Source organism: Bacillus sp. ISL-7, assembly GCF_018613065.1.
The window spans coordinates 110,597-136,669 of sequence record NZ_JAGGQW010000041.1; the positions used below are offsets into that span (position 1 = coordinate 110,597).

Annotated in this window: 24 protein-coding genes and 1 riboswitch; of the genes, 21 read left to right on the forward strand and 3 right to left on the reverse strand. The window is 39.6% G+C overall.

Features of this window, described 5'->3' with window-relative positions; all coding sequences use genetic code 11:
• Nucleotides 1-9: 9 nt before the first annotated feature.
• Both J7E66_RS16860 and J7E66_RS16865 read left to right on the forward strand, forming a co-directional pair.
• Nucleotides 10-540 (forward strand): metallophosphoesterase family protein, encoded by a 531-nt coding sequence (locus tag J7E66_RS16860; RefSeq protein ID WP_215001932.1) that lies wholly within the window; start codon nt 10-12, stop codon nt 538-540.
• A complete protein-coding gene (locus J7E66_RS16865) occupies nt 537-776 on the forward strand; it encodes a glutaredoxin family protein (RefSeq protein ID WP_215001933.1) in 240 nt (79 codons plus the stop codon). Before J7E66_RS16860 ends, J7E66_RS16865 begins: the two co-directional genes overlap by 4 nt.
• A 69-nt stretch (nt 777-845) precedes the next feature.
• Here the strand turns inward: J7E66_RS16865 and J7E66_RS16870 are convergent, their stop codons facing one another.
• The gene (locus tag J7E66_RS16870) at nt 846-2,111 is read right to left on the reverse strand and encodes a dicarboxylate/amino acid:cation symporter (protein ID WP_215001935.1); all 1,266 of its coding nucleotides are present in this window, start codon (nt 2,109-2,111) and stop codon (nt 846-848) included.
• A gap of 260 nt (nt 2,112-2,371) precedes the next feature.
• On the opposite strand from J7E66_RS16870, the gene J7E66_RS16875 reads away from it, so the two are divergent.
• The 14 genes from J7E66_RS16875 (at nt 2,372) to J7E66_RS16940 (ending at nt 17,741) form a co-directional block, all read left to right on the forward strand.
• Nucleotides 2,372-3,049 carry a response regulator gene (locus tag J7E66_RS16875; RefSeq protein WP_215001937.1) on the forward strand — a complete coding sequence of 226 codons (678 nt, stop codon included), beginning with the start codon at nt 2,372-2,374 and terminating at the stop codon, nt 3,047-3,049.
• Between the two features lie 58 nt (nt 3,050-3,107).
• A complete protein-coding gene (gene dcuS / locus J7E66_RS16880; RefSeq protein ID WP_374103858.1) occupies nt 3,108-4,706 on the forward strand; it encodes a DcuS/MalK family sensor histidine kinase in 1,599 nt (532 codons plus the stop codon).
• A gap of 78 nt (nt 4,707-4,784) precedes the next feature.
• Nucleotides 4,785-4,894: riboswitch (TPP riboswitch) on the forward strand.
• 81 nt (nt 4,895-4,975) lie between these two features.
• Nucleotides 4,976-5,788, forward strand: a complete 813-nt coding sequence (gene thiM / locus J7E66_RS16885) for a hydroxyethylthiazole kinase (protein WP_215001941.1) — start codon at nt 4,976-4,978, stop codon at nt 5,786-5,788.
• A 15-nt stretch (nt 5,789-5,803) separates the two neighbouring features.
• A complete protein-coding gene (gene thiD, locus J7E66_RS16890) occupies nt 5,804-6,622 on the forward strand; it encodes a bifunctional hydroxymethylpyrimidine kinase/phosphomethylpyrimidine kinase (RefSeq protein ID WP_215001943.1) in 819 nt (272 codons plus the stop codon).
• Nucleotides 6,619-7,275 (forward strand): thiamine phosphate synthase, encoded by a 657-nt coding sequence (thiE, locus tag J7E66_RS16895; protein WP_215001945.1) that lies wholly within the window; start codon nt 6,619-6,621, stop codon nt 7,273-7,275. Before thiD ends, thiE begins: the two co-directional genes overlap by 4 nt.
• Nucleotides 7,275-7,787: an energy coupling factor transporter S component ThiW gene (thiW, locus tag J7E66_RS16900; RefSeq protein ID WP_214716817.1), complete on the forward strand. Its 513-nt coding sequence runs from the start codon at nt 7,275-7,277 to the stop codon at nt 7,785-7,787. Before thiE ends, thiW begins: the two co-directional genes overlap by 1 nt.
• A 25-nt stretch (nt 7,788-7,812) precedes the next feature.
• Complete coding sequence (locus J7E66_RS16905; protein ID WP_215001947.1) at nt 7,813-9,138, forward strand: acetylornithine deacetylase; 1,326 nt, start codon at nt 7,813-7,815, stop codon at nt 9,136-9,138.
• Entirely contained in the window at nt 9,101-9,772 is a 672-nt protein-coding gene (gene tenA / locus J7E66_RS16910; protein WP_215002073.1) for a thiaminase II, read from the forward strand. The genes J7E66_RS16905 and tenA overlap by 38 nt, the downstream gene beginning before the upstream one ends.
• 7 nt (nt 9,773-9,779) lie before the next feature.
• On the forward strand, nt 9,780-10,523 hold the full coding sequence (locus J7E66_RS16915; RefSeq protein ID WP_215001949.1) for an ABC transporter ATP-binding protein: 744 nt from the start codon (nt 9,780-9,782) through the stop codon (nt 10,521-10,523).
• Nucleotides 10,513-11,283, forward strand: a complete 771-nt coding sequence (locus J7E66_RS16920) for an ABC transporter permease (RefSeq protein ID WP_215001951.1) — start codon at nt 10,513-10,515, stop codon at nt 11,281-11,283. Before J7E66_RS16915 ends, J7E66_RS16920 begins: the two co-directional genes overlap by 11 nt.
• Before the next feature lie 17 nt (nt 11,284-11,300).
• The gene (locus J7E66_RS16925) at nt 11,301-12,305 is read left to right on the forward strand and encodes an ABC transporter substrate-binding protein (protein WP_215001953.1); all 1,005 of its coding nucleotides are present in this window, start codon (nt 11,301-11,303) and stop codon (nt 12,303-12,305) included.
• Between the two features lie 153 nt (nt 12,306-12,458).
• Nucleotides 12,459-12,881 (forward strand): hypothetical protein, encoded by a 423-nt coding sequence (locus tag J7E66_RS16930; protein ID WP_215001955.1) that lies wholly within the window; start codon nt 12,459-12,461, stop codon nt 12,879-12,881.
• Between the two features lie 14 nt (nt 12,882-12,895).
• Nucleotides 12,896-13,894, forward strand: coding sequence for a DUF5724 domain-containing protein (locus J7E66_RS16935; RefSeq protein ID WP_215001957.1), 999 nt, complete (start codon nt 12,896-12,898; stop codon nt 13,892-13,894).
• Nucleotides 13,884-17,741, forward strand: a complete 3,858-nt coding sequence (locus J7E66_RS16940) for a DUF4132 domain-containing protein (RefSeq protein WP_215001959.1) — start codon at nt 13,884-13,886, stop codon at nt 17,739-17,741. Before J7E66_RS16935 ends, J7E66_RS16940 begins: the two co-directional genes overlap by 11 nt.
• A gap of 54 nt (nt 17,742-17,795) precedes the next feature.
• Here J7E66_RS16940 and J7E66_RS16945 read toward each other — a convergent pair whose 3' ends face one another.
• Together J7E66_RS16945 and J7E66_RS16950 are read right to left on the reverse strand one after the other, a co-directional pair.
• On the reverse strand, nt 17,796-18,524 hold the full coding sequence (locus J7E66_RS16945; protein WP_215001961.1) for a protein-glutamine gamma-glutamyltransferase: 729 nt from the start codon (nt 18,522-18,524) through the stop codon (nt 17,796-17,798).
• A 54-nt stretch (nt 18,525-18,578) separates the two neighbouring features.
• Entirely contained in the window at nt 18,579-19,808 is a 1,230-nt protein-coding gene (locus tag J7E66_RS16950) for an MFS transporter (RefSeq protein WP_215001963.1), read from the reverse strand.
• A gap of 384 nt (nt 19,809-20,192) precedes the next feature.
• Here J7E66_RS16950 and J7E66_RS16955 point away from each other — a divergent pair, with 384 nt between their 5' ends.
• The 5 genes from J7E66_RS16955 (at nt 20,193) to J7E66_RS16975 (ending at nt 26,050) form a co-directional block, all read left to right on the forward strand.
• Nucleotides 20,193-20,393, forward strand: coding sequence for a cold-shock protein (locus J7E66_RS16955; protein WP_066253749.1), 201 nt, complete (start codon nt 20,193-20,195; stop codon nt 20,391-20,393).
• Between the two features lie 179 nt (nt 20,394-20,572).
• On the forward strand, nt 20,573-21,403 hold the full coding sequence (locus J7E66_RS16960; protein ID WP_215001964.1) for a hypothetical protein: 831 nt from the start codon (nt 20,573-20,575) through the stop codon (nt 21,401-21,403).
• Nucleotides 21,404-21,541: 138 nt separating this feature from the next.
• Nucleotides 21,542-22,561 carry an MBL fold metallo-hydrolase gene (locus J7E66_RS16965; protein ID WP_251032973.1) on the forward strand — a complete coding sequence of 340 codons (1,020 nt, stop codon included), beginning with the start codon at nt 21,542-21,544 and terminating at the stop codon, nt 22,559-22,561.
• 370 nt (nt 22,562-22,931) lie between these two features.
• Nucleotides 22,932-24,410, forward strand: coding sequence for a SulP family inorganic anion transporter (locus J7E66_RS16970; protein ID WP_215001968.1), 1,479 nt, complete (start codon nt 22,932-22,934; stop codon nt 24,408-24,410).
• A gap of 281 nt (nt 24,411-24,691) precedes the next feature.
• Entirely contained in the window at nt 24,692-26,050 is a 1,359-nt protein-coding gene (locus J7E66_RS16975) for an MATE family efflux transporter (protein WP_215001970.1), read from the forward strand.
• Nucleotides 26,051-26,073: the final 23 nt, after the last annotated feature.

The window sequence follows — 26,073 nt, forward strand, 5'->3', positions numbered from 1 at the left end:
AGTATGATTATGAAAATTGTCGTCCTTTCAGACACGCATTTGCCTAAAAGGGCTAAAAGCTTCCCATCTAGATTAATTGAAGAATTAGTCAATGCTGATTTAATCATACATGCCGGTGATTGGCAGACCATTGATGTATATAATGAACTAAAATCCTATGCCAATATTGTGGGTGTATATGGCAATGTAGATGAAGACGAAATCAAGGACTTATTTCCGGAAAACCGGGTTATTGAGGTGTCCGGTTTTAAAATTGGAATAACACATGGTCATGGCACAGGAAAAACAACAGAAAGAAGAGCCATTCAAAAATTTGCGGATGAAAAAGTAGATTGTATTATTTTTGGTCATTCACATATTCCTATTAAAAAATGCGAAAAAGGGATTTTGCTTTTCAACCCAGGATCACCTACCGATAAAAGAAGGCAGGAAAAATATTCATTTGGCGTAATTAATATCGGGGATTCTTTGGAAGCCGAGCATATCTTTTTTACTAAAGATTCTTCTGAAAATAATACAAAAGGGGAAATCAAACAATGAACAAGCTGGTAATCGTCTATACAACAAAAGACTGTATCGAATGTACGATGGTCAAAAAAGTTCTTAGTGGGGAAGGAATTGCTTTTGAATCCAGGGACGTGTTGGCAAACCCTGAATATCAGGAGGAAGTGGAGAAATTCGGTTTTCTAGGAGTTCCTGTTACTGTCGTTGATAATCGAGCAGTGAAAGGATTTACAAATGAATTAAAGGAACTAATTGAAATAGCAAAAAGTTAAGGTGCAGCTTTCAATTCAGTACAAAAATGGCTTGGAGGAAAATCCCCCAAGTCATTTTTCTGTAAATTATTATGCACTAATCGATTTATCTGTTTTGGTACTTTGAAGTTCATCAATAGGGTGGAATTCGTTCTCCATCTTGGAAACTACAACAGTTGCCACACCATTTCCGATTAAGTTCGTAATCGCACGTGCTTCAGACATAAAACGATCGACACCTAGTAACAAGGCAATCCCTTCAACCGGTATTACCGGGAAAGCAGATAGAGTAGCAGCTAGTGTAATAAAACCAGAACCCGTTACACCGGCAGCACCTTTAGATGTCAACATAAGAATACCTAATAAAGTGATTTGATGCCATATCGTAATATCGACATTGTAAGCTTGAGCAATAAAGAGCGCAGCCATTGAAAGATAAATAGCAGTACCATCTAAGTTAAAGGAATACCCGGTTGGAACGACAAGACCAACAACTGATTTGGAACAGCCGTATTTTTCAAGTCTTTCCATCATTCTTGGTAAAGCGGATTCAGAGGATGAAGTACCTAACACCAAGAGAATTTCTTCTTTAATGTAGGCGATGAATTTCAAAATATTAAAACCATATAGCTTCGCGATCCCACCTAGTACAAAGATGATGAAAAGAAACATCGTTGCATAAACGCTGCCCATCAATTTTCCAAGCGAGACTAACGAACCAAGACCAAAATTACCAATCGTATAGGCCATTGCACCAGATGCTGCAATGGGTGAAAATTTCATTACAATATTAACAATCTTAAAAAAGATTTCCGTAAATTGCTCAAACAAGGCAACAACTGGTTTCCCTTTTTGCCCTAAAGAAGCAAGTGCAATCCCAAACAGGACGGCAAAGAATAAAATCGGGAGCAGCTCGCCCTTCGCCATTGCCCCGACAAAATTATCTGGAATGATTCCTAAAATAAATTCGATAAATCCATGGCTTGTTTCTTTTGCCTGCGTGGTAAATTGTGAAATATCTCCGCCTTTTACGGAATCTGTATTAAACCCAGATCCTGGCTTAATGATATTAACTAGGAGTAAACCAATCGCTAAAGCAAACGTCGTTACAATTTCAAAATAAAGGAGCGCTTTCCCGCCGATACGCCCAACCTTCTTCAAATCCCCCATGTTACCGATGCCAATGACTATTGTAAAAAATACAATTGGAGCAATGACCATTTTAATTAACTTGATAAAGATATCCGCCAAAACCTTTAATTCTGTACCGAATTTCGGAAAAAGAAATCCGATGACAATCCCAAGTACGATCCCCAATAATACTTGGACGGTCAAATTTTTGAAATTAAGTTTCATTTCCTCATACACCCCTTTGTTTAATAAAACTGTTACCGCTTTCAAATCCACCCAAACACATAATAAATGAAAATTCAGATAATAGTAAGGTTTTGGTCATATTGGTCTTATTGTTCCTTTTGTTATAGAAAATACATTAAATAACTCTCATAAAAATCGAACAAAAAATGCTATCTATGAATTTACTATTTTAATAAAATAGGCCATGATAATAATATAAAGGGAAATATAGTTTCATTTAATGTAAGGGGGAGCAGGGGATGTTTCCGTTAAAAGTACTATTGATTGAAGATGATCCAATGGTTCGTGAGGTACACCGCCAATTCATTGATAGGATTGAAGGGTTTTCGATTATTGGAATCGCCTCTAATGGGATGGAAGGGTTAAGATTAGTGAAAGAACTCAGTCCGGATCTGGCGATTATCGATATTTATATGCCTTATATGGGTGGATTGGAAATGCTCAGCGAACTTCGTTCAGAGGCCTATTCTGTGGATGTGATTGCGATAACAGCTGCGAGCGATATAGAAACCATCCACCGTGTACGACAACAAGGGGCTGTTGATTACATCATAAAACCATTTACCTTTGATCGAATTAAAAAGTCACTTGATAATTATAAAAACTATCGAGTGAAATTAGGAGAAAAGAAAGCTCTTTTACAGGAGGAGCTCGATCAAATTTTATTTATTGATAGCAAAGAAGAAAGCGAAAGAGAGAGTTTGCCCAAGGGATTAAATATGAATACGTTAATAAAAATTACCCATTTTATTTCGCAGGAAAAAGAACCTGTTTCTGCGGAAGAAGTGGCGGAAAGCATTGGAATGGCTCGGGTAACGGCTCGAAGATACCTTGATTACTTAGAAAAAGAAGGAAAAGTCAAGATTCATATTCATTACGGCGGCGTCGGAAGACCTATCAACCGTTACGGTGTTTAACGCAAATACCTTGAAAAGATTGCCTGTGAGAAAGGGGGGAATCATGTTGGGTTGGAAAATAAGGTTGTCCAAACCAATACTTCGTTTACAATCGACGATAACCCTGCTGGTTTGTATCGTGGTCGTGATGGCATTGTTAGTAACCGAGATTTTAATCACCAACAGAATTTCAGAAGAAACAGAGAAAAGCCAAGCTGAAAAAGCAACAGATATTGCGAGGATTGTTGCAAAGTCCCCGATTGTCATGAATGGGCTTAAAAATAAAACAGCAGAGAAGGATATCCAAACATTTGCGAATGATATTAAACAATCAACGCATGTTGAATTTATCGTCGTGATGGACATGTATGGAACAAGAAAATCACATCCCAATCGCAACCTAGTAGGTCTGCATTTTGTCGGTGGGGATGAAGGACCTGTCTTAAAAGGGAAAGAGCATATTTCCATTGCCAATGGGACATTGGGATTGTCTTTACGCTCGTTTGTTCCGGTGTATGATCAAGAAAATAAACAAATAGGAGCAGTCGCGGTTGGGATTTCTTTAGAAAAAGTTAATCAGGCGATTGAACAAAGTAGGAAAATTATTTTGATCGGTGTGGGAGTAGGAATTCTAGTTGGGATTCTAGGAGCCCTTATTCTAGCTAGAAAAATCAAAGCGATTCTTTTTGGACTTGAGCCGAGTGAGATGGCAAAATTGCTTGAGGAACGTAGTGCGATGCTTCAATCCACAAAGGAAGGAATTTTGGCAGTTGACCAGGATGCTTTTACCACTCTCGTAAATAATGAGGGGATCCGACTTCTTCAAAAAGCTGGCATTCATGGGCCCTTTTTAGGAAAAAAAGTGGATGACTATATGCCAAATTCAATGCTATCTTCTGTTCTAGGAACGGGGGAATCTCAATTAGACCAAGAACAAGAAATCAATCATATTACCATTTTAACCAATCGGGTTCCGGTTGTTGTCAAAGGAAAGATTGTCGGTGCGATTGCTACCTTCCGAGAAAAAACCGAAATCAAGCAATTAGCTGAACAATTAACCGGTGTAAAGCTATACGCGGAAGCACTGAGAACTCAGTCACATGAATTCATGAATAAACTGCATGTAATATCAGGTTTAATTCATATGAAAGACTATCAAATGGTCTCGTCATACATTACCAAAATTGTCGATCACCAACAAACTGAGGTAGAATTTGTTGTCAGTCGGTTTAAAGATCCTGTTTTAGCAGGTTTTATTTTAGGAAAACTTAGCTTCGCCAGGGAAAATGGATGTGAATTAATCATTGATGGGGAAGGAAGTCTACCTGAACCAGAGCAGCAGGAAATAACCCATGAAGTGGTAACGATTCTCGGAAATTTAATCGATAATGCACTGGATGCTGTTGCGGACCGTCCACATAAAAAAGTTACATTAAGGTTTGACTTTTACGATGAAGTCCTAGCGCTGGAGGTCCATGATACAGGACAAGGAATCGATGAGGATGTAAGACATCACTTATTTATCAAAGGGTATTCTACCAAGGGTGAAAATCGCGGAATCGGTTTATCATTGGTGCAGAGAAGCTTGGAAAAATTAAATGGACAGATAGAAATTCATTCCCAAAAAGGAAAAGGGACAGCATTTATTGTTACTTTCCCATATAAAAGCAAACAATAATAATGTTATGTTAACTGGTACTTTTTCCTTTACATTCTAGTACCATAGGAATATTATGTAGTTAGTTAAATAAAGTATTAGATCTACTAGGGGTGCCCTGTAAACAGGCTGAGAGAAAATGGAGAAATTTTCAACCCTTCGGACCTGATCTGGGTAATACCAGCGGAGGAAAGTAGCCAAGTGAATGTTAATTATTTCTTTGACTAACTAACCAGGTCCATTATTGGATCTGGTTTTTTTATTTTAAAATAAGAAACGGGGCAATTGAAATGGAAAAAAAAAGTTTGTATGAAACGTTGGAAGAAGTTAGAAAGGTTAATCCGCTGGTACATAATATTACCAATGTGGTCGTTACGAATTTTACGGCAAATGGGCTCCTTGCCCTTGGTGCCTCACCGGTTATGGCATATGCAGCTGAGGAAGTAGCAGATATGGCCAAGATTGCAAGTTCATTAGTATTGAACATTGGAACATTAAACCCACAGACAGTAGAATCGATGATCATTGCCGGAAAAGCGGCCAATGAATCCGGTGTTCCCGTCATTTTTGACCCGGTTGGTGCAGGGGCTACCCGCTATCGAACCGAAACCGCGCAAAGAATTATGAACGAGGTAAAAGTCTCTGTGATTAGAGGTAATGCAGCCGAAATTGCCAATGTGGTTGGTGAAAAGTGGGAAATTAAGGGCGTCGATGCTGGGGATGCTAAAGGAAATATCATTGAACTAGCTATTACTTCAGCACAAAAATTGAATGGTCTTGTCGTCATCACTGGAAAAGAGGATGTCGTTTCGGATGGGAAAACAACCTATGTCGTGTCAAATGGACATCCAATTTTAACGAAGGTGACAGGCACTGGCTGTTTATTAACCTCTGTGATTGGAGCGTTTGCAGGAGTGGAAAAGGACCTGCTTCAAGCTTCAGTGGCTGCTTTAACGTATTATGGAATCGCGGCAGAGAAGGCAGCAGCAAAAACAGTTGAAATGGGACCTGGAAGTTTCCAAATCGAATTCTTAAACCAATTAACTTTAGTTTCTTCCGAAGATATCATTTCACATGCTTCTGTTAAACAATTCAATCGATAACTGGGGGTAATTTAAATGAAAAAAGCATTAACAATCGCTGGCTCTGATAGCGGCGGTGGAGCAGGAATTCAAGCGGATTTAAAGACATTTCAGGAATTAGATGTTTTCGGGATGTCGGCATTGACTGCAGTAACTGCCCAAAATACATTAGGCGTCCATGCTGTCTATCCAATGACGGCTGAGGCAGTCGTAAAACAGATCGAAGCGATCGGCGAAGATATCGGTACGGATGCGGTGAAAACAGGAATGCTTTTTAATGCTGAAATAATCGAGGCCGTCGCTGCACAGCTTAGAAATTATCAATGGCAAAATATTGTTGTCGATCCTGTCATGATTGCAAAGGGTGGCGCTTCTTTGTTGCAAATGGAAGCCATTTCTGCCATGAAAAAATACTTATTGCCGCTAGCAACGGTAATCACCCCGAATATTCCAGAAGCGGAAGTACTAACGGGCATGTCGATTCTGACAGTGGAAGATAAACTGGAGTCTGCTAAAAGACTACTTGCGTTAGGCGTAAAAAATGTCGTGATTAAGGGCGGCCATGATGAAAATGAGTCTGAATCCACTGATTTATTATTTGATGGAAAGGAATTTTACTACTTTACCAGCAAGAGAATTCAGACAAAGAACACACATGGAACCGGTTGTACTTTTTCCGCAGTAATTACTGCTGAACTAGCAAAAGGGGAAACTCTTTATGAAGCAGTTTGTATAGCAAAGGATTTTATTCAGTCCGCAATTGAAAACCATTTGGAGATCGGGCAGGGACATGGTCCAACTAACCATTGGGCATATCGAAAAAGAAAAATTGCAAAGGAACTGGCTGAATTATGAAAAATTTACGAGCGGCTTTAAGTGTTTATTTTATCATGGGCAGCACCAACTGTTTAAAGGATCCAGTCGAAGTTTTAAAAGAGGCGATTGCCGGAGGGATTACACTTTTTCAATATCGAGAAAAGGGTGACGGCGCATTAACTGGAGCTGACAAATATACACTCGCGAAAGAACTCCAAGCCATTTGCAGAGCACATCATATCCCTTTCATTGTTAATGACGATATCGAGTTGGCTGTGGCAGTTGATGCGGATGGTGTACATATCGGACAAGAGGATGAAACGGTATACACAGTTCGAGAGAAGATCGGCGATAGGAGAATCCTTGGGGTTTCCGTCCATTCAACGGAAGAAGCAATGACTGCAATAAGCGGTGGTGCTGACTATTTTGGCATTGGCCCTGTTTTTCCGACAAAAACAAAGTTGGATGCCAAACCATCACGGGGAACAATACTGATCGAAAAATTACGAAAAGATGGCATTGATATTCCGATTGTTGGGATCGGAGGTATCACGGTAGAAAACGCTCATTCGGTAGTGGAAGCTGGGGCAGATGGGGTTTCCGTTATTACGGCCATAAGCCATGCAGAATCACCAATCGAAGCAGCCAGGGCGTTAAGAAATAGTGTCGGTATTAAAGGAGAAGTATTCTAGTGAACAAAACACATAAACTGACGTTAACTGCGATGATGATAGCGATCGGTACCATTTCAAGCAATCTGTTCTATATACCGATTGGATTTACAAAGGTCTTCCCGGTTCAGCACTTTTTGAACGTTTTATCAGCCGTTCTTTTAGGACCTTATTATGCTGTAGCTCAAGCCTTTTGTGTATCCCTGTTAAGAAACCTGATGGGAACTGGTTCGATTTTTGCCTTTCCTGGAAGTATGGTTGGAGCTTTACTGGCCTCGCTATTATTTTTGAAAACTAGAAAGATCTATCTTGCTTTTATCGGAGAAGTAATTGGAACGGGTATCATTGGGGCACTGCTTTCTTACCCAATCGCTACTCTTTTTCTCGGTCAAAAGGCAACATTATTTGGGTTTATTCCATTATTTATATTTAGCTCGTTTGCTGGAGCGCTGATTGGATTTATTATTTTAACCGTATTTTTAAGAAAGAAAGTTTTGATTGTTAGTGAAAATGATACCACTATCAGGAACTAATCATCGATAGTAAGGGAGTAAACAAATGAAAGAGGATTTGCTTGAAAAAATCTCACAAGAAGTTGAAGCGAGAGAAGCGGAATTAATCGAATTGTTGACCACGCTTATCGCATTTCCAACCGTTAGTCCTCCTGCACGGAATACAAATGATGTCCAGGAATTTATAAAAGGGTATTTAGAAACCATGGGATTTTCCACAGATAAGTGGGATGTCTATCCCGGAGATCCGAATGTGGTTGGCAATTTACCTGGTGAATCTTCTAATCAATATAATAGTTTGATTGTAAATGGTCATGTGGATGTCGCGGAAGTTGGGGATAATACAGAATGGGATTATTCTCCGTTTTCTGCCTATCGCAAAGATTCCTACATATATGGACGTGGTGTGGCCGATATGAAAGGTGGAATTGCGGCATCACTAATCGCAATTAAACTTTTAAAAGATCTGGGTATCCCGCTCAAAGGTGATCTCCAATTTCAATCTGTTATCGGTGAAGAAGTTGGAGAGGCTGGGACGCTAGCGTGCACTGAGAGGGGTTATACCGCTGACTATGCAGTAGTGGTTGATACAAGTGATTTACATATTCAAGGACAAGGCGGAGTCATAACTGGATGGATTACCATTCAAAGTAAAGAAACTTTTCATGATGGAATCCGTAGGATGATGATTCATGCAGGTGGCGGTGTTAAAGGGGCCAGTGCGATCGAGAAAATGATGAAGATTATTTCGGGACTACAAGACTTAGAACGCCACTGGGCCATTACGAAAAGTTATCAGGGCTTTCCTCCCGGCACAAATACGATTAATCCTGCCGTAATTGAAGGTGGCAGGCATGCAGCATTTGTGGCCGATCGCTGTGCTCTATGGGTTACGGTTCATTTTTACCCGAATGAAGACTATGAAGAGGTTATTAAAGAAATAGAACAACATATTGGTGCAGTTGCAGCGGCAGATCCGTGGCTTCGCGAGAATCCGCCACAGTTTGTTTGGGGCGGAAAATCAATGATTGTTGATCGTGGTGAAATTTTTCCATCGTTAGAAATTGATTCTGATCATCCTGGAACGAAGGTTTTAGCTAATTCCTATGAAAAATTGTTAACAGACAAGCCGACGATGGGCATGTCAACCACCGTTACAGATGCAGGCTGGCTGGGTCGAGCTGGTATTCCAACGGTCATCTTTGGACCTGGTAAATTGGAAGATGCCCATTCAGTCAATGAGAAAGTTGAAATTCGCCAATTATTAGATTTTACAAAAGTATTAGCCGTATTTATCGCGGAATGGTGTAACACGAGGAAGGAAGAGTATGGAAATGAAACTCACCGAAAGACTTTATCAATCAGTAAATGATGTATGGCGGAAAACCCATCAACATCCATTTGTAGTCGGAATAGGTACAGGGGATCTGCCTGTTGAATCCTTTATCCGCTATATGAAACAGGACTATGTGTTTTTAATTGACTACTCTAAGCTGTTTGCTATAGGGGCTGTTAAGGCAAAGGATATTGAAACCATGGCCGCATTTGCGAAGCTTTTGCATGAGACATTGCACGGGGAAATGGATCTGCACCGACAGTATGCTGAGAGGTTTGGAATTACCCATCAACAGCTGGAGGAAACAAAACCAACGCCGGTTAACTTAGCTTATACTCGGTATATGCTTAATGTCGCTCAAACAGGTTCGCTCGAGGAATTAATTGCTGCTCTCTTGCCGTGTATGTGGAGCTACTGGGAGATTAGCAAGATGCTAGCAGATACTTATCCAAATGCTAGTGACCACCATCTTTATGGAGAATGGGTGAAAATGTACTCTTCTAATGAATTTGGTTCATTAGCAACTTGGTTGATCGATTTGTTAGATAGATTGACAGAGGGTAAACCGGAGCGGGAATTAGCCAACTTAGAAGAACACTTCCTGACTACATCAAAATTTGAATATATGTTCTGGGATATGGTCTATCAGGGAGGCGAGTGGCCTGTCTAGCTCAGCCATGTTATCTATCAAAGACCTATCCTACTCTTTTCAAAGTGAAGAAAACTCCAATCCTATTTTCGATCAAATTTCACTAGACATTAAACCAGGTGAGTTTGTCTCAGTGATAGGCGCAAGTGGATCTGGAAAGAGCACTCTTTTTAAATTGATTTCTGGTTTACTTGAACCTGATCAAGGAGATATTATGGTCAATGGTCAAAAGACTGGAAAGAGATTAGGGAGTATCGGTTACATGCCGCAAAAGGATCTGCTTTTACCATGGAGAACCGTTTTAGAAAACGTGTTACTACCTTTAGAAGTGACAAAGGAACCTAAGCAAGCGAGAATACCTGAAATACGAGAGTGGTTATCGCGGTTTGGTTTGGCAGAATATGAAAAAGCTTATCCGAATGAACTTTCGGGAGGAATGAAGCAGCGCGTGGCCTTTTTAAGAACCCTTATGACAGGGAAAGATCTATTATTATTGGATGAGCCCTTTGGCGCACTCGATTCCCTGACAAAACGGAACATGCATAGCTGGTTATTAGGACTGTGGGGGGAATTACAAAAGACGGTATTGTTCATTACCCATGATCTTGAAGAAGCGGTTTTGTTGAGTGATAGAATTTATTTGCTCCAAGACACCGGAATCAAAGAAATAAAGGTCAACCTGGCGAGACCAAGAAGTTCACAGCTAATCTATCAATCAGAGTTTATTACGATGAGAAAAGAACTGGAGTGGCTGATTCACAATGAAAGCTAGTTTGAAAAAATGGACGGAACAGTACGGTTTGTTTTTGATCGTGGTGATCCTCCTTGTCAGCATATGGGAATGGGTCGTCAGGCAAGGCATGATTCCTTCCTTTATTTTGCCAGCGCCTTCGGCTATTTGGGGGTCATTACAAGAAAATCGACAGCTTTTGTTTGAAGTGCATTTGCCGGCTACCGTAAAGGAAGTTCTGATCGGTTTTGTGCTCTCCGTAATCGGTGGATTATCGCTGGGAATTGCTATGCATTTTTCTCGTTCCATTGAAAAGGTATTATATCCATTTCTTGTTATCTCACAAACGGTGCCGTTAATTGCAATTTCACCGATTTTTATTATGTGGTTTGGCTATTCGATTTGGAGCAAAATTGCCGTGACTATTTTAACCGCCTTCTTCCCCATCGTCGTAAGTACCTATGATGGGTTGAAATCTGGTGGAAGCGAATACCGGGAATTACTGTTAACGATGGGCGCCAATCGCTGGACAATTTTTAAAAAAATCCAGATTCCCATGGCGTTGCCAGCCATTTTTTCAGGATTGAAGTTGTCAGTTGTTTATTGTGTTGTCGGAGCGACGGTTGGTGAATGGCTGGGTGCTAGTGAAGGCCTAGGGTACTTCAGTCGACGAATGTCTGGTAACTTACAGGCAGACTCCGTGTTTGCTGCAATATTTTTATTATCGCTTTTAGGAATTGTGTTGTTTTTATTCATTGGTTTATTGGAAAAACAGCTATTGAAAAATAAGATTCGCAACTAGAAAGGGAGTAAACTCAAATGAAGAAAAGTTTTTTGATCATGTTAAGTCTATTGTTACTGCTATTAAGTGCTTGTGGTAAAAACAATGAAAAGGAATCAGATAAAGCCACGGGGGCTGCCGATAAACTACAAAAAGTTAGCTTAATGCTAGATTGGTATCCAAATGCGGTGCACTCCTTTCTTTTTGTCGCTGAAGAAAAGGGCTATTTTAAAGAACAAGGCTTAGATGTTGATATCCAAATGCCAGCAGATACCAATGATCCGCTTAAACTAGTTGCGGCCAACCAAATTGACATGGCGCTTAGCTATCAACCACAGGTACTTGTGGCACGCAGTGAAGGTATTCCTGTTCAATCCATTGGAGCAATTGTCCGTCATCCATTAAATCAATTAATGGTGCCAGCAGATGGTTCGATAAAATCACCCAAAGATTTAGCTGGGAAAACGATTGGCTATCCATCGATTCCATTAGATGAAGCGATCGTTCAAACGATGGTGAAAGCTGATGGCGGAGACGCCGGAAAGATAAAAATGGTCGATGTGGGCTGGGATCTCATTCCTGCGATGGCAACGAAAAAAACTGATGCGCTGATCGGCGGCTATATTAACCATGAGAAGTTATTGCTGGAAAAAGAAGGTCACCCGATGAGAGCATTAAATCCGGCGGACTATGGCGTTCCAGATTATTATGAATTAGTTTTGGTCGCTAGTGAAAAGGGATTAAAAGAAAAACCAGAAGTGTATAAAAAGTTTATGGCTGCGATTTCAGATGGTCAAAAATACGTTCAGAAACATCCAGAAGATGGTCTCTCGATCTTAATGAACCATGAAGATAAAACATCACCATTAGAAAAGGACGTCGAAACAAAAAGCTTAGAAATTCTTCTCCCGCTAATGGACGCCAAAGAAAAACCATTCGGCTACCAAGACCCAGAAACCTGGAAAACCGCAGCCCAATGGCTAAAAGACAAAAAAGTCATAAAAGACACCGTAAAAGCCGAGGATGCATATATTAACTTTTAAAATATTTTGGTGTCAGGCACCACAAAAAGACAAAATGAGTAAAATGTCCGCCTTGGGTGGACATTTTTTTGTTAGTCTTTTTATGGGGTTGTTGCTGTATACCTCAATGAAGTTTGCTAATATATAGGTAAAATCTATTATTGAGGTAGCTACATGAAAATCTTTGTAACAATGAAAAGTCTGGCTAAGAGGAAGGATTATCTTACGAGTAAGGAGATTCATTTAGAGAGTTCTCCGCCGACACTTAGAGTGCTGTTGACAGAATTAGTGTCAATCCAAGTCCAGGAGTTTAATGCAACAACCCAAGCAGAAACCAACTTGGTAAGTTTTCTTACAAACGAGAAAATCGAACAGCAAGTCCATGCCGGAAAAGTAGGGTTTGGGACTAAATATAGCGACCAAAAAGCCAATCTGCAAACGGCAGCCAGGCTGGCTATCCAAGCCTTTGAAGATGGGTTATACCGAGTATTTATTAATGAAAAAGAGTCGCTCGATTTAGATAAGCCATTGGATTTACAAGTGGATGATCAACTTACTTTTATAAAGCTGACAATGTTAGCAGGACGTATGTGGTAATGGGGGGAAACGGTATGAGAGCAAAAAATAAGGATCAATATTATGAGAGTTTAGAAGCGAAGGCAAACAAAGAATTTTCTGGAACAGAGCAGAAGTTGGCGCTGCTGCTAATAAAATTAATGGACGCGACCTACTTTGTACGCGACACAAATCTTCAAGAAATTAGAAACATCCTATTCATACAAAAAAGCCCCCGTGACCCCCTCATTTTCCAACCGCTAGTGGAAATTGTGCACACCTTAATCGGAGCAGAATACGGGGCTCTTTTTCAATATATCGTCGATCATAAATGTGAATATCCATACAGTGAAGGGTATTCGCGACGACCGTTTCGGACGAGAAACCTCGAGTATCACTACCATGGAATGATCGAGAGCTTCCTTTATATATTTGACTTGGATTTTGAAGAGTTTTCGATTATTGATTATCTATCTAGCCGTGAGGGTTCGCCGATATACAATCCTCTGATCAGTGATATGATTGCCTATGAAATTGACCAAAATAATGAGCGGGTATTTCAAGCCCTATCCAATATAATTTTCGGAGAAAATAACACGACACTACTTACATATGAAATGATCAAGGGTATTTTTAAAAGCCATAGCCAGCAAGGATATAATATGCTCGGTGATTTGTTACTTGCTGCCAGACTGCAAGAGGGCTTGCGCCAAAGCATTGTCGAAAATATGGATGAAGGTACATTAGAAGCTACTATATACATGCTTAAAGTCATCCTTGACAACGAACTTATTCGTTACAGTTCCGTCGTGAGAGCGCTTGACGTTTGGACAGGCTTGGACCTGCAATCCTCGGATAGAAGAGTGACTAAGCAATCGATTCAATACGCGGCAGATTCTCTATCCAATCGAGTGCTGCGTGAAGAAGGAGTTAGAAGCGAGAACCTAAATACGCTTTGCATTAGCCTTTGGGCAACAGCTGTGAATGAAGAAGACGATATAAAAGAACCGATCCAATTTTTTAACACAAAGCCAAAATTCGGGTATGAGATTTGAGTTAGCACACCCGTTTTTAAGTGAAAAGAACGTAGAGCTACAATATTATCTTCTCAAAAACTATGTTTATGACTACGATATCCATTGGTCATACGATTCTGAAAAAAGTGAAAGCACCCTGACATTCAACCAGGTACCATTTTTAGAAAACAAGAAGGAACGATCTCGACAGTTTGAGTTGTTTAAAAACATGTTCTTACAAATACCCAAAAGAGAACTCGAAATCGAATCAAAAACGAATCAAGGACTTACGCTAATTTTCTCAAGTGACGAAATTGCGAGAAAATTGATGTTCTTGACCGCCTACGACTTGGATAAGGATTGGCTAAGACAATTAATTGAATCGAAGGACAAGCTAAGTGCTGAATTAAGAGAAGATCTGCTATCATTTTTTATCAAGGATTACTCGGATAAAACACAACGCGATTTCCTTTTTGCAAGCCTCGCTGATAAAAGTGTGAACAATCGAGAAATCGCACTCACAATCATCAAATCAATGGAACTTATGCCTGAGGAAATTTTAAAGATTGAAGCGATGTTAAAATTAAAAACTGGAGCCCTCCGACAAGGAGCCATTCAGATTTTACTAGGACTCCCAAAGGATCAACTAGAAACCGCGCTTGACCGTTTAATATCAAGTAAAGCAGAGTTGCAACGAGTGGGTGCGCTTGAAATCTTATCAGAAATTAATGATCAGGAGGAACGTGAAAGACTTATTAAAGCGTTTAATAATACAATCCTTAAAATGAAAGCTGGCTCAAAAGAACAAATATTACTTGATAAGTTGTTTCAAACCGAGGAATACAACCTGGAAAATGGGTTTGGATTATATGACCCGAATCATCGAGTAAACCTTGAACTTGAGCATCCTAAACAAGAGTTAAAAAACCTTTTACAGCAAACCACAGATTCTAGCAAGCAATTTCTTCAAGGTTTAGCCGCATTAATTCATGAACATCGTCGGGTGGAATATGAGGTCGAGTGGTATGATGGCTCAAAGGATACACTCCACATTGGCGAGGAATTAAGGTGCACTTATCAAGAGGATGAAAAACAGCAAATCGACCAACTTCCAATAGCTGAAGTTTGGAAGGAGTATTTTAATACCCATGTGCTACCAGCATCAGAGCTCATTCAGACTGCCTTCTATCTTCACTCGGACAGGATCTTTAGCTATTACAGTAATAGGCTGGATGTTTGGGAGGTTATGGATTATCCAAAGGTAGAGGGCTGGAGGAAAACATTTTTAGAAGAAATTTATCCAATCGAAAACATCGAAGAAATGAATCGCTTTCTTGATGATTTGAATTATCGTTCCCAAGTAGAAACGCTTTTCGATGCTTATTTTACCAGTCAAGATTCAAAAGAGCTTTTCGACAACATCAGTGCTGTGTTAAATTTTCTGGTACATTCAATCCCTGAAGATAAGCTCAAAACCGAATATAAGCTGCTTGATTTTCTTATCGATCCATGGCTGGAATGGACCGAACACTTTGCCGATATTACTAGTGGATCCTTTGATGTGTATTTCAAGCTTCATTATCAGTTATATACGATGGCTAATTTTGAAAGTTTTCTTCCGTCGATGGAAGATTTAGCAAAAGCTTATGCACGTAAAATGATCGATGAACAAGTCATTTTTCATGAGCTTTTGGGTCGAGAGGATACAAGTAGAGACTATGTATCAGAATTAACCAATCCCAAGGATCATTTTTTAAAAAATTATCCTGATATGATTCCTATTAAAGATCAGCTGGTTCAAAGAATATTAGAAATTGAACTAAAAAGAGGGGATCTCCAAACAGATATAACTACCGTAGCAATGGGAATTGAACGCCATGAAGGCATAGAATCCTTTGTTCAAATCTTATTAGGCCTTGATAAAGAATCGTTCGTGCGCGGCTATATTTATGGTAATGGCAGCGATCTCACTAAAAAAGAAGTGTTCTCCCATTTATTAAAAACAAGTTATCCAAAAGAGGGAGACAGCGACGTACAACTGAAGCAATTTTTAAAGGGGAAGACATTGTCGGAAAAAAGATTATTAGAGGCAGCGATGTATGCCCCGCAATGGCTAGACATTGTTTCAAAGCACTTAAATTGGAATGGTTTGAGGAGTGCCGCCTGGTATTTCCATGCCCATATCAATGAGACATTTTCTGAGGAAAAAGAAACCATTGTCGCGCATTATTCGCCCATCTCACCACAGGAATTTCAAGATGGTGCTTTTGACATCAGGTGGTTTAAAGAGTCTTACGAACAGTTGGGTGAGGAACGCTTTCAAATTCTCTATCAATGTGCTAAATACATTTCGGCAGGTGCGAATCATCGCAGATCACAGCTGTTTGCGGATGCGGTCTTGGGGAAATTAGCACTTGAAAATACTAAAAACCTAGTTCAGGAAAAAAGAACAAAGGATCAGGTATTATGTTACAGCTTGATTCCAGTGAAAAATGAACAAGATGTTCTCGAACGGTATGTATTCATACAAAGATTTTTACAGGAAAGTAAGAGGTTTGGAGCACAGCGCCGTGCCAGTGAATCGAAAACAGTCACGATTGCCCTTGATAACCTCGCCAGAAATGCAGGCTATAAGGATGTAACAAGGCTAAAGTGGGCGATGGAAGCGAAAAAAATGGAAGAAATTGCGCCATTTCTTAAACCAAAAGTGATGGATGATCTGACTGTACAGCTCGTGATTGATGCCAATGGGCGAGGAGATATCAAAGCAGTAAAAGGAGATAAAGCACTAAAAAAACTCCCAGCCAAGTACAATAAACACGAATATATAGTTGTCTTAAAAGGGATCAAATCCGATTTAAGGGAGCAATACAAACGAGCAAAAGAAGAGTTAGAACGCTCGATGGAGCTTGGAAACGGTTTTCTTTTAAGTGAAGTTTATACTATGATGAAAAATCCGGTGTTAACGCCACTCATGACATCATTGGTACTAAAAGTGGGGAACTATTTAGGCTTTTTTGAAGACGGTTGTCTAAATGGTGTTGGGGCGGTTGATAAGTATTCCATTCAGGCCACTGATGAAATTTTCATCGCTCACCCAGTCCATCTCTTAGAGAGTGGGCAATGGAGTGAATTCCAACGGGATTTATTCGCTCGGAAGGTGAAACAGTCGTTTAAGCAGGTGTTTCGAGAACTATATTTACCAAATCAAGATGAACTTGCAGCGGGAACGGGAACACGAAGATACGCGGGTCACCAAATCCAGCCGCAAAAAACAGTTGCCTTATTAAAAAATCGCTTGTGGACGACGAGCTATGAAGCTGGACTTCAAAAAGTCTACTACAAGGAAAATATTATCGTGCAACTAAATGCTTTAGCCGATTGGTTCTCTCCATCGGATGTTGAGTGTCCGACCTTGGAAACAATCGAATTTTTCGACCGTCTTACCTATCAACCTCTAGAAATTAAAAATATTCCGAAGGTGATCTTCTCGGAAACGATGCGAGACATTGATTTGGTTGTCAGTATCGCCCATGTCGGCGGGGTGGACCTAGAGGCGAGCTTAACGACGATTGAAATGAGAAAAGTAATAGTGACGGAATCGGTTCGATTAATGAGACTGGAAAATGTAAGAATCGAGGGCAATTTTGCGTTGATTAACGGAAGTCTTGGGGATTATAGTGTTCACCTGGGAAGTGCCAATGTGTATAAACAGGCTACAGGTGCCATTTATATCGTTCCCGTCCATTCACAGCAGCGTGGTCGAATCTTCCTGCCATTCATGGACGAGGACCCAAAAACAGCCGAAATTGTTTCAAAAGTCCTTTTGCTCGCGGAAGATAAGAAAATCAAAGATCCGTTTATTTTGGAACAAATAAAGAACTAGCAAAATTTCGTTCATACAAAAGACCGCTATTTCGATGGTAGCGGTCTTTTCATTTTATAAAAATGTACGATAAACGGGTCTCGTGATAAGATTCATGAAATATGCAGAGATCCGCGGATTTGGCTTTCTTTTTTTATTTAGGAAGGTAATGATGGTGTCTGCCTTTTTGATCCCTACTCCATGTCCATAGAATTGGTCATCGGACATAAAAATTACATTTTCAGCGCGCCAATGTGACTCCTTCGGGTTGACATCCGGATTATTGAAATGCAAGATGTCACCAGGTATGAAATCATACCCATATTTTTGAGTTAGCTTTAGATCGTTATCAAATTGCCAATCCATTAAGAGAAGCCGGTTAAAAAGTAGATCAAACCTTGTGCTTCCAATCGAATAAAGGGTAGCAAGATATAAGACAATCGCGATTCCTGTTGAACAATCAAAGGCATAAAGGGCTCCATTTTTTAAAACATCAAGAATGGCGACGCTGGGCCTAACACTTGGCTTCAAGAGAAAGCCGCCATTACTTAGACGATCCCAATACTTTTTATTGCAAAAGGCATAGGTAAAGGTTGTAAACTTTACCTTACTTTTATTAAGCTCTCGGGCAGCTTGCAGCGTTTTTGTTCGGAACAGCAGCTCAAATTGGAATTGACTTAAAGTTTGATACTGATAAATTTCCTTGTATTTCTCCATTTTAGTAACGATGTCTTTCTGTTCTTTCGTTGTAAGGGTATGACTAAGGTCATCCACGTGAATCGTTTGCTGATTTATTTTAATCATTTTCCCACCTGCTTCCCTAATCCACTCCTTCTAAAAAAATATGAAACTTTTAAACTAATAGTTCCAATTATCTGCTAGTTTTTTATTTTTCATAAATCTAACGTACATTAAGAAGAAGACGATTGCGCTGATGAATCTTAGGATGGATATGATGTTCATTGCTTTTTGTATGCCGGTTACTTCGAGAAGCCAAATGCCGATTTGCGGCGCGATGAAGGCAACAAAGGATAATAGGACATTATAGGTTGTGATGCAATACGTTCTTTTTTCCTTTGGAGATTGCTCCAACAACAGGTTGAACAATAGCAGCATGGTACCTGAAAGAAAGAACCCAGAAGTCATCGAGACAAAGGTTAAATAGATTAGATTAGTGGACAAAACGGTCAAAAACGGTGCAGTTGCCATTCCAGCAGCAACCCAAACGAGCATTAAGGTATTGGATTTTTGTTCCGCCCATCTTTTCCATAAGGGGAAGGTAAATATCTGCACTAATTGATTCGCTACTGAAAATATACTAATCCAAAGAATTGTTGCATGAGCATATTTCACATTATAAATATTAAATAATCCCCATGCCATTTGCCACGAGAAATTAAAACATAAGGCAGTGATAAGAAACCATTTGTATCCGTTATCCTTAAAAATCGACCAATCCATTGACGCATTCTTTTGCTCCTGCTCCTTGTTCGTCTTCGGTTGTACCGTTTCCTTGTGCCTCATTAAGAAAAATACTTCTAATAACCCAAATAGAAAGGCCATGAGAAATAAAAGCTGGTAGGCGACCGCATGGTTAGTTTGGTTTTTCATAACGATCCCAATGATCAAAGTTGTGATCATGCCTACAATGGTTAACAGTCGATTTCTATCACTGAAAAACGCTCCTCTTCGGTCTTCGTTAATCATTCCACTAATAAGAGTTTGCCACCCGATATTTGAAATCGTTCCGGGCACATTCATTAGAGCCACGATGATCAAAAACGTCCATGCTTGATAATCCGAACGAATAAAAAGGACTCCAGCTAAAAGAACAAATAAGATTCTTGCCCATAAAACGGACATGGCAACGGTCTTCTTTTGCTGCTCTAAACGATTCAACATGATAGCGGCTGGAATTGTCATAATAAGTGCAACCAATGGCGGAAGCGAGCTGATCAAACCGACTTGATAGTTGCTTGCGCCGAGAATGGAAATAGCGAAAATAGGAAAAAAATTACTGGCAAGGTTCACAGCTATGGTAGACACCATCCCATGATAGATACTAACTTTTTCGTTGTATGTGCGCATGTTCATCCACCATCTTCATCAAAATTCTATAGGTATTATACAACAAGAATACTTGATTTTTTCAAAATTATTTTAAAATAACTAACCGGTGGTGCATTTATGAAAGTGTTTTGTGATACCCTTAGAAATATTCCGTCTGGATTGAAGTGTTACTGCCTTTTAATGATAAAAAGACAATAGTATTTCTACAATATTTTTACAAAAGAAATAATAAATTCCTCATATTTATTTGCATTATCCAGGACCATCTGTTATAGTTAAGGAGAATTATTTTTGTTAGTCGGTAAGGATGAAAAAAGGGAAAACTGCTTTTTGTCTAAAAGATCGAACTGAGCAAGGATAGTAATTTTATGTGTGCAAAGCACACAGCAGGAGGAAACACAAATGGAACAAGGTAAAGTAAAATGGTTTAATGCAGAAAAAGGTTTTGGATTCATCGAGCGCGAAGCTGGAGACGACGTATTCGTACACTTCTCTGCTATCCAAGGCGAAGGTTTCAAATCTTTAGACGAAGGTCAAGCAGTGACTTTTGAAGTTGAACAAGGTCAACGTGGACCACAAGCAACTAACGTTCGTAAAGCATAATCTAAACCACATAAATGTGAATGAAAAGGCTCTCTTGTAGAGCCTTTTTTTAATTTCATACAATTTATAGGCAAATACATAAAAATACCGCAGGGAGAAGAGGAAAAACTCTTTCCCTTTTTTATTAGCAGAAGTTGAAATATAATGAAATCACATACATAGTGGAAGGAAGTGTTAGGATGATCATCCAGCGTCCTCAATTAGAGCAGTCCGAATTGACGAAGTATATTCCGCCCAAAGGTGAATATGAAACATTCCGTGATATGGACCATTACAAAGAGAAACTCAAGGAATGGGGTTTATCCTCAGCGAGAGAAGCAAAAAAAGAATTCTGGTACAAGGATCGAAACTATCAGCGGCAAGTAACTATTAAAGGGTATGAAACTTACGGGAGCGCATTGGATATTAATACGCTTGTGATTGAATTCCAGGACGGAAATCTCACCTGTATCCATCCAGCCTATTTAAAAGAAATGCAGCAATCAAGCTTTGGAAAAGAAAGCTTGTTAACTTTTGATGAAAAAGAAACGGTTGCACTTGAACTTGTGACTGTAGACGAAAGTGAGCCAATAATTGCAGAGGCAATCACAGAACCAGCTGAAAAACCTGCCAAAAAAGAAGCAGCTAAGCCACCAAAAGCAAAGGAACCGAAACCTAAAAAGGAGAAGGCTCCAAAACTTGAACTTCCAGTAGACAAGGTCCATTTTACTGCCAATGTAAAACAGTTCGCGCTCGTTTACAATCCGTTTAATGAGGAAAATGATGAAGTTGTTGTCTTAGAAAATGTTCAGATTGTCCACGAGGAAAATCCACTAGAAATAGGTCTAGCCTGGTGCAGCCACAGCAAGACACTCAAAAAGTTTGAATTGGCGATAGGGGATGCACTTGAATTCGATGGTAAAGTTGCTGCTAAGAAGCTTGGAAAAGGAAAAGATGTAGACGAAGAATTTCTAGTAGATGTCCCGGTCTTGTATAAAATCAATAACCCATCAAAAATCGTTAAAAAATAGGACGCTCTCATAGAGGTCCTATTTTTGTCAGATAAACATGTCAAAGGGAGAGGCACTTGTATGATCGCACTAATTATTGTTTTAGGCTTAGTTGGACTTACTTATTTATTCTTGAGTTATTATCCTCCATTTGGGAAAATGGCTTCGAAGGAGAGGCTTAGTAAATATGAGCAATCCGAAAACTTCTCCCATAAAAGGAAATTCGTCAACCGCGTTCCAACAATAATGGAAAATAGCTTTAAAGAAACGGTTTCAATATTAATTGATTTCATCAAAGGTAATCCCAATGGAAGACCTAAGAATGCCATCCCAATAGAAAAATTGAAACTTTCGGATCACCCAAATGATACACAACCAAAAATCACCTGGTTTGGGCACTCGGCTCTACTATTAGAATTGGATGAAAAAAGAATACTATTAGATCCGATGTTTGGCGGAGCACCTACACCATTTCCAATCTTCGGCATAAAGCGCTATAGCAAAGGCATTCCATTTATCATAGAAGATCTTCCAACGATTGATATAGTCATCATCAGTCACGACCATTATGATCATTTGGATTATGGATCGATTAGAAAAATAAAGGAAAAGGTCAAACAATTTATTGTCCCTCTAGGTGTTGGATGCCACTTAGAAAAATGGGGAGTAAATCCAGAAATCATAATAGAGCTAGATTGGTGGGATGAGCTTCATCATGAAGGACTTAAGATTGCTTCCACACCGGCAAGGCATTTTTCAGGCAGAAGCCTAACAGACCGCGATACGACATTATGGTGTTCATGGGTAATTAAGGGGGAGGATACTAATATTTTTTTTAGTGGGGACAGCGGGTATGGACCACATTTTAAAGAGATTGGTGCTAAATACGGTCCCTTTGATCTGACACTAATGGAATGCGGTCAATACGACAGACGTTGGGCGGAAATTCATATGACGCCAGAAGAATCCGTCCAAGCACATCTCGATGTGAAGGGGAAAATAATGATACCAATTCATTGGGGAGCCTTTACACTAGCCTTACATGACTGGACGGATCCAATTGAAAGAGTAACAAAAGCTGCCCAAAAAGAAAGACTACTTGCCATTTCAACACCCAGAATAGGTGAAACGGTTTATATTGATTCGGAAGATTACCCTCGTAAAGTTTGGTGGAAATAGAGTTACAAAAGCTAAAGATTGATGTCCGCTATTTAAGTGGAATCAATCTTTTTTTATTCGATCATTTATTACACTTAATTGATAAGAATCCTTTTTATTTAATACATTTTTGCTTCCAACAACTTTTCTCTATATTTTTGGAGATAAGTCGAAATCCAAAGTAAAATGGCGAAAAACAAAGCAAATATAGAATGTATCCGATTATATTGAGTTTCACAAATTTGTCACAATCCTTTATACTTTGTTCTGTTAATAACGGACCCGACTTTCATGAGAGTTGAAAGTCATTAATAAAAGCAGATGTACCTACACGTGCTAAGGCTGTATTATTTTCATAAAAAATATATATAAACTAAGGGAGAGTGTAATTTTGGATCTAAATAAAATTAAATATTCATGGTTTGGAAATACAAAGGGAGATATTTTAGCAGGTATTGTGGTAGCACTTGCATTAGTTCCAGAGGCTATTTCTTTTTCCATTATTGCTGGTGTTGACCCAATGGTCGGATTGTATGCTTCTTTTTGTATTGCCATGACAATCGCGTTTGTTGGTGGGAGGCCGGGGATGATTTCTGCGGCTACGGGTGCCACTGCCTTACTGATGGTGACGTTGGTTAAAGACCACGGATTGCAATATTTACTGGCTGCAACGATTCTAACGGGTGTTTTACAAATCATTATGGGAGCTTTAAAGTTAGGGCGATTGATGAAATTTGTTCCCAGGTCCGTAATGACCGGGTTTGTTAATGCACTAGCGATCCTTATTTTTGCCGCTCAATTACCGCATTTCGTCGGGGAGTCATGGCAAATGTATGCCATGGTCGCACTTGCGCTCGCGATCATTTATATCTTACCTCGTTTTACGAAGGCTGTCCCTTCAGCGTTGGTTGCGATTATTGTAGTAACAACGGTTGCTATTTTTACGGGCAGTGATGTTCGGACCGTCGGAGATATGGGAGAATTAACATCCAAATTACCTGTCTTTTTGATTCCGGACATTCCATTCACCTTTGACACACTACAGATTATTTTTCCCTATTCATTATCCATCGCGATTGTAGGGTTAGTTGAATCACTTCTTACGGCAACGATTGTCGATGATCTGACTGATACAGAGAGTGACAAGAACAGGGAAGCCGTTGGACAAGGTATTGCGAACATTGTTTCAGCATTCTTTGGAGGAATGGCTGGATGTGCAATGATTGGTCAGTCTGGTATTAATATCAAATCTGGAGGCAGGGGCAGATTATCCACTTTTGTCGCAGGGGCGTTTTTATTAATCTTGATTGTTTCGTTAAGAGGATTCCTCGTGCAAATTCCAATGGCCGCACTTGTTGGTGTGATGATTATGGTTTCGATTGGAACTTTTGATTGGTCTTGCCTAAAGTCATTCAAAAAGGTGCCAATTACCGATACCATTGTGATGGTTGTGACCGTTGTTACAGTAATACAGACTCATGACTTGTCTAAAGGGGTTTTAGCGGGAATCATTTTAAGTGCGATATTCTTTGCTTCAAAGATCTCAAAAGTGAAAATATCAAGTCTTTCAGCTAAGGGATCAAATAAAAAAATATATCATGTTTCAGGGCAACTTTTCTTTGCTTCAGTAACTGACTTTGTAAACAGTTTTGATTATAAAGAAAACGTTAGTGAAATTGACCTAGACCTATCGAATGCCCACCTTTGGGATGATTCTGCGATTGGTGCGATTGATAAAGTAGTCATCAAGTACCATCAAAATGGAGTTAAAGTAAACTTAATAGGATTAAACTCTGAAAGCAATAAACTGATTGAAAAACTTGCTGTTCACAACAAACCGGGTGGACTGGGAAAAGCAGTTGGCCACTAAATAAATGAACGCTGGATCAATTGAATCCAGCGTTTTTTTGCATATTATTTTTAGGGAAAAACTCCTCCAAAGACTTTTTTAAGGTGGAAAGCAAAGAGATAACTGAAACTAAAGAGGGCCTGATCATACACACGAAAACTGCTGCACAAATTCAGGAGAACAGAAATCATCTTGCAGCTAAGGAAAACTCTTCTATAGTTCTCCAATTTAATTGAGGAATAATAACCCAATATAGAGTATAATGAAGTTTCGGATTTTTATTTCTCAAGGAGAACCTGTATATGAATCAAACCTATACGTTAAAGGAAAAGACAAAGCAAATTTTTATTTTGTTGATTCCTATCTTAATCACACAGCTTGGCATGTTTTCAATGGTGTTTTTTAATACGATTATGTCAGGGAAGTACCATTCCACCGATTTAGCCGGAGTAGCGATAGGTACCTCGATTTGGAGTCCGATTTTTACGGGGATCAGCGGAATTCTTCTTGCGGTTTCACCCATTGCCGCACAACGCTTTGGTGAAAAGAAGAGCAATGAAGTAGCATCAGTGGTGAAGCATGGAATGTATCTTTCCATTTTAATTGCATTAGTGGTCATCATCCTGGGGTTCTTTTTGTTAAACCCGATCCTAGATTTAATGAAACTTGATTCCGGTGTGCATAACACTGCCTTTCATTATCTAGTCGGACTCAGCTATGGAATTCTTCCGCTATTTATTTTTAATGTACTTCGATCATTTATTTATGCACTTGGCAAAACAAGGGTCATTATGGTAATCATGCTTTTGTCGTTACCGTTCAATTTCTTCTTAAACTATGTGCTCATTTTTGGAAACTTAGGTTTCCCAGAGCTTGGTGGTGCAGGGGCAGGGTATGCAACATCGATTACGTATTGGGGGATTATGGGGATGACAGTGTTTATCGTTAAAACCCAAGAACCTTTCTCTACGTACTCTGTTTTCGCTGATTTAAAAGAATTTTCTTGGGATAAATGTAAAGAGATATTAAAGATCGGCGTGCCGATGGGACTCTCTACATTCTTTGAAACTAGTATGTTTGCGGTGGTTACCATCCTACTAAGTAAATTTAATGTCACTACCATTGCTGCCTATCAATCTGCCTTAAATATCGTCTCTTTTCTATACATGATTCCGATTAGTATTTCGACGGCACAAACAGTCCTAGTCGGGTATGAAGTTGGGGCCCGTCGTTATAAAGATGCGAAACAGTACAGCTGGTTAGGAGTTTATCTTGCCATCTTGATTGCCATTGTGACTGGAGTATTAGTAGTGATTTTTCGCTATCAAGTTGCCGGTTTATATTCGAATGAAACAGCCGTCATTAATTTAACCGCTAATTTCTTAATCTTTGCGCTGTTTTTCCAAATTTGTGATGCCATCCAGGCAACTGCCCAAGCAGCCTTAAGAGGATATAAGGACGTCAACCTTGCCTTTATCATGACACTCATAGCCTATTGGCTTATCTGTCTTCCATCAGGATATCTACTCGCACATTATACGAGTTTAGGAGCAAGAGGCTACTGGATCGGACTAACCATCGGCCTGCTCGCAGCCGGAATAGCCCTATCCATCAGACTCATCTACATCCAAAAGCAGAAATTCGTCAGTAGAGGGGTCTAATGGTCTCATTTATTGGAGTCATT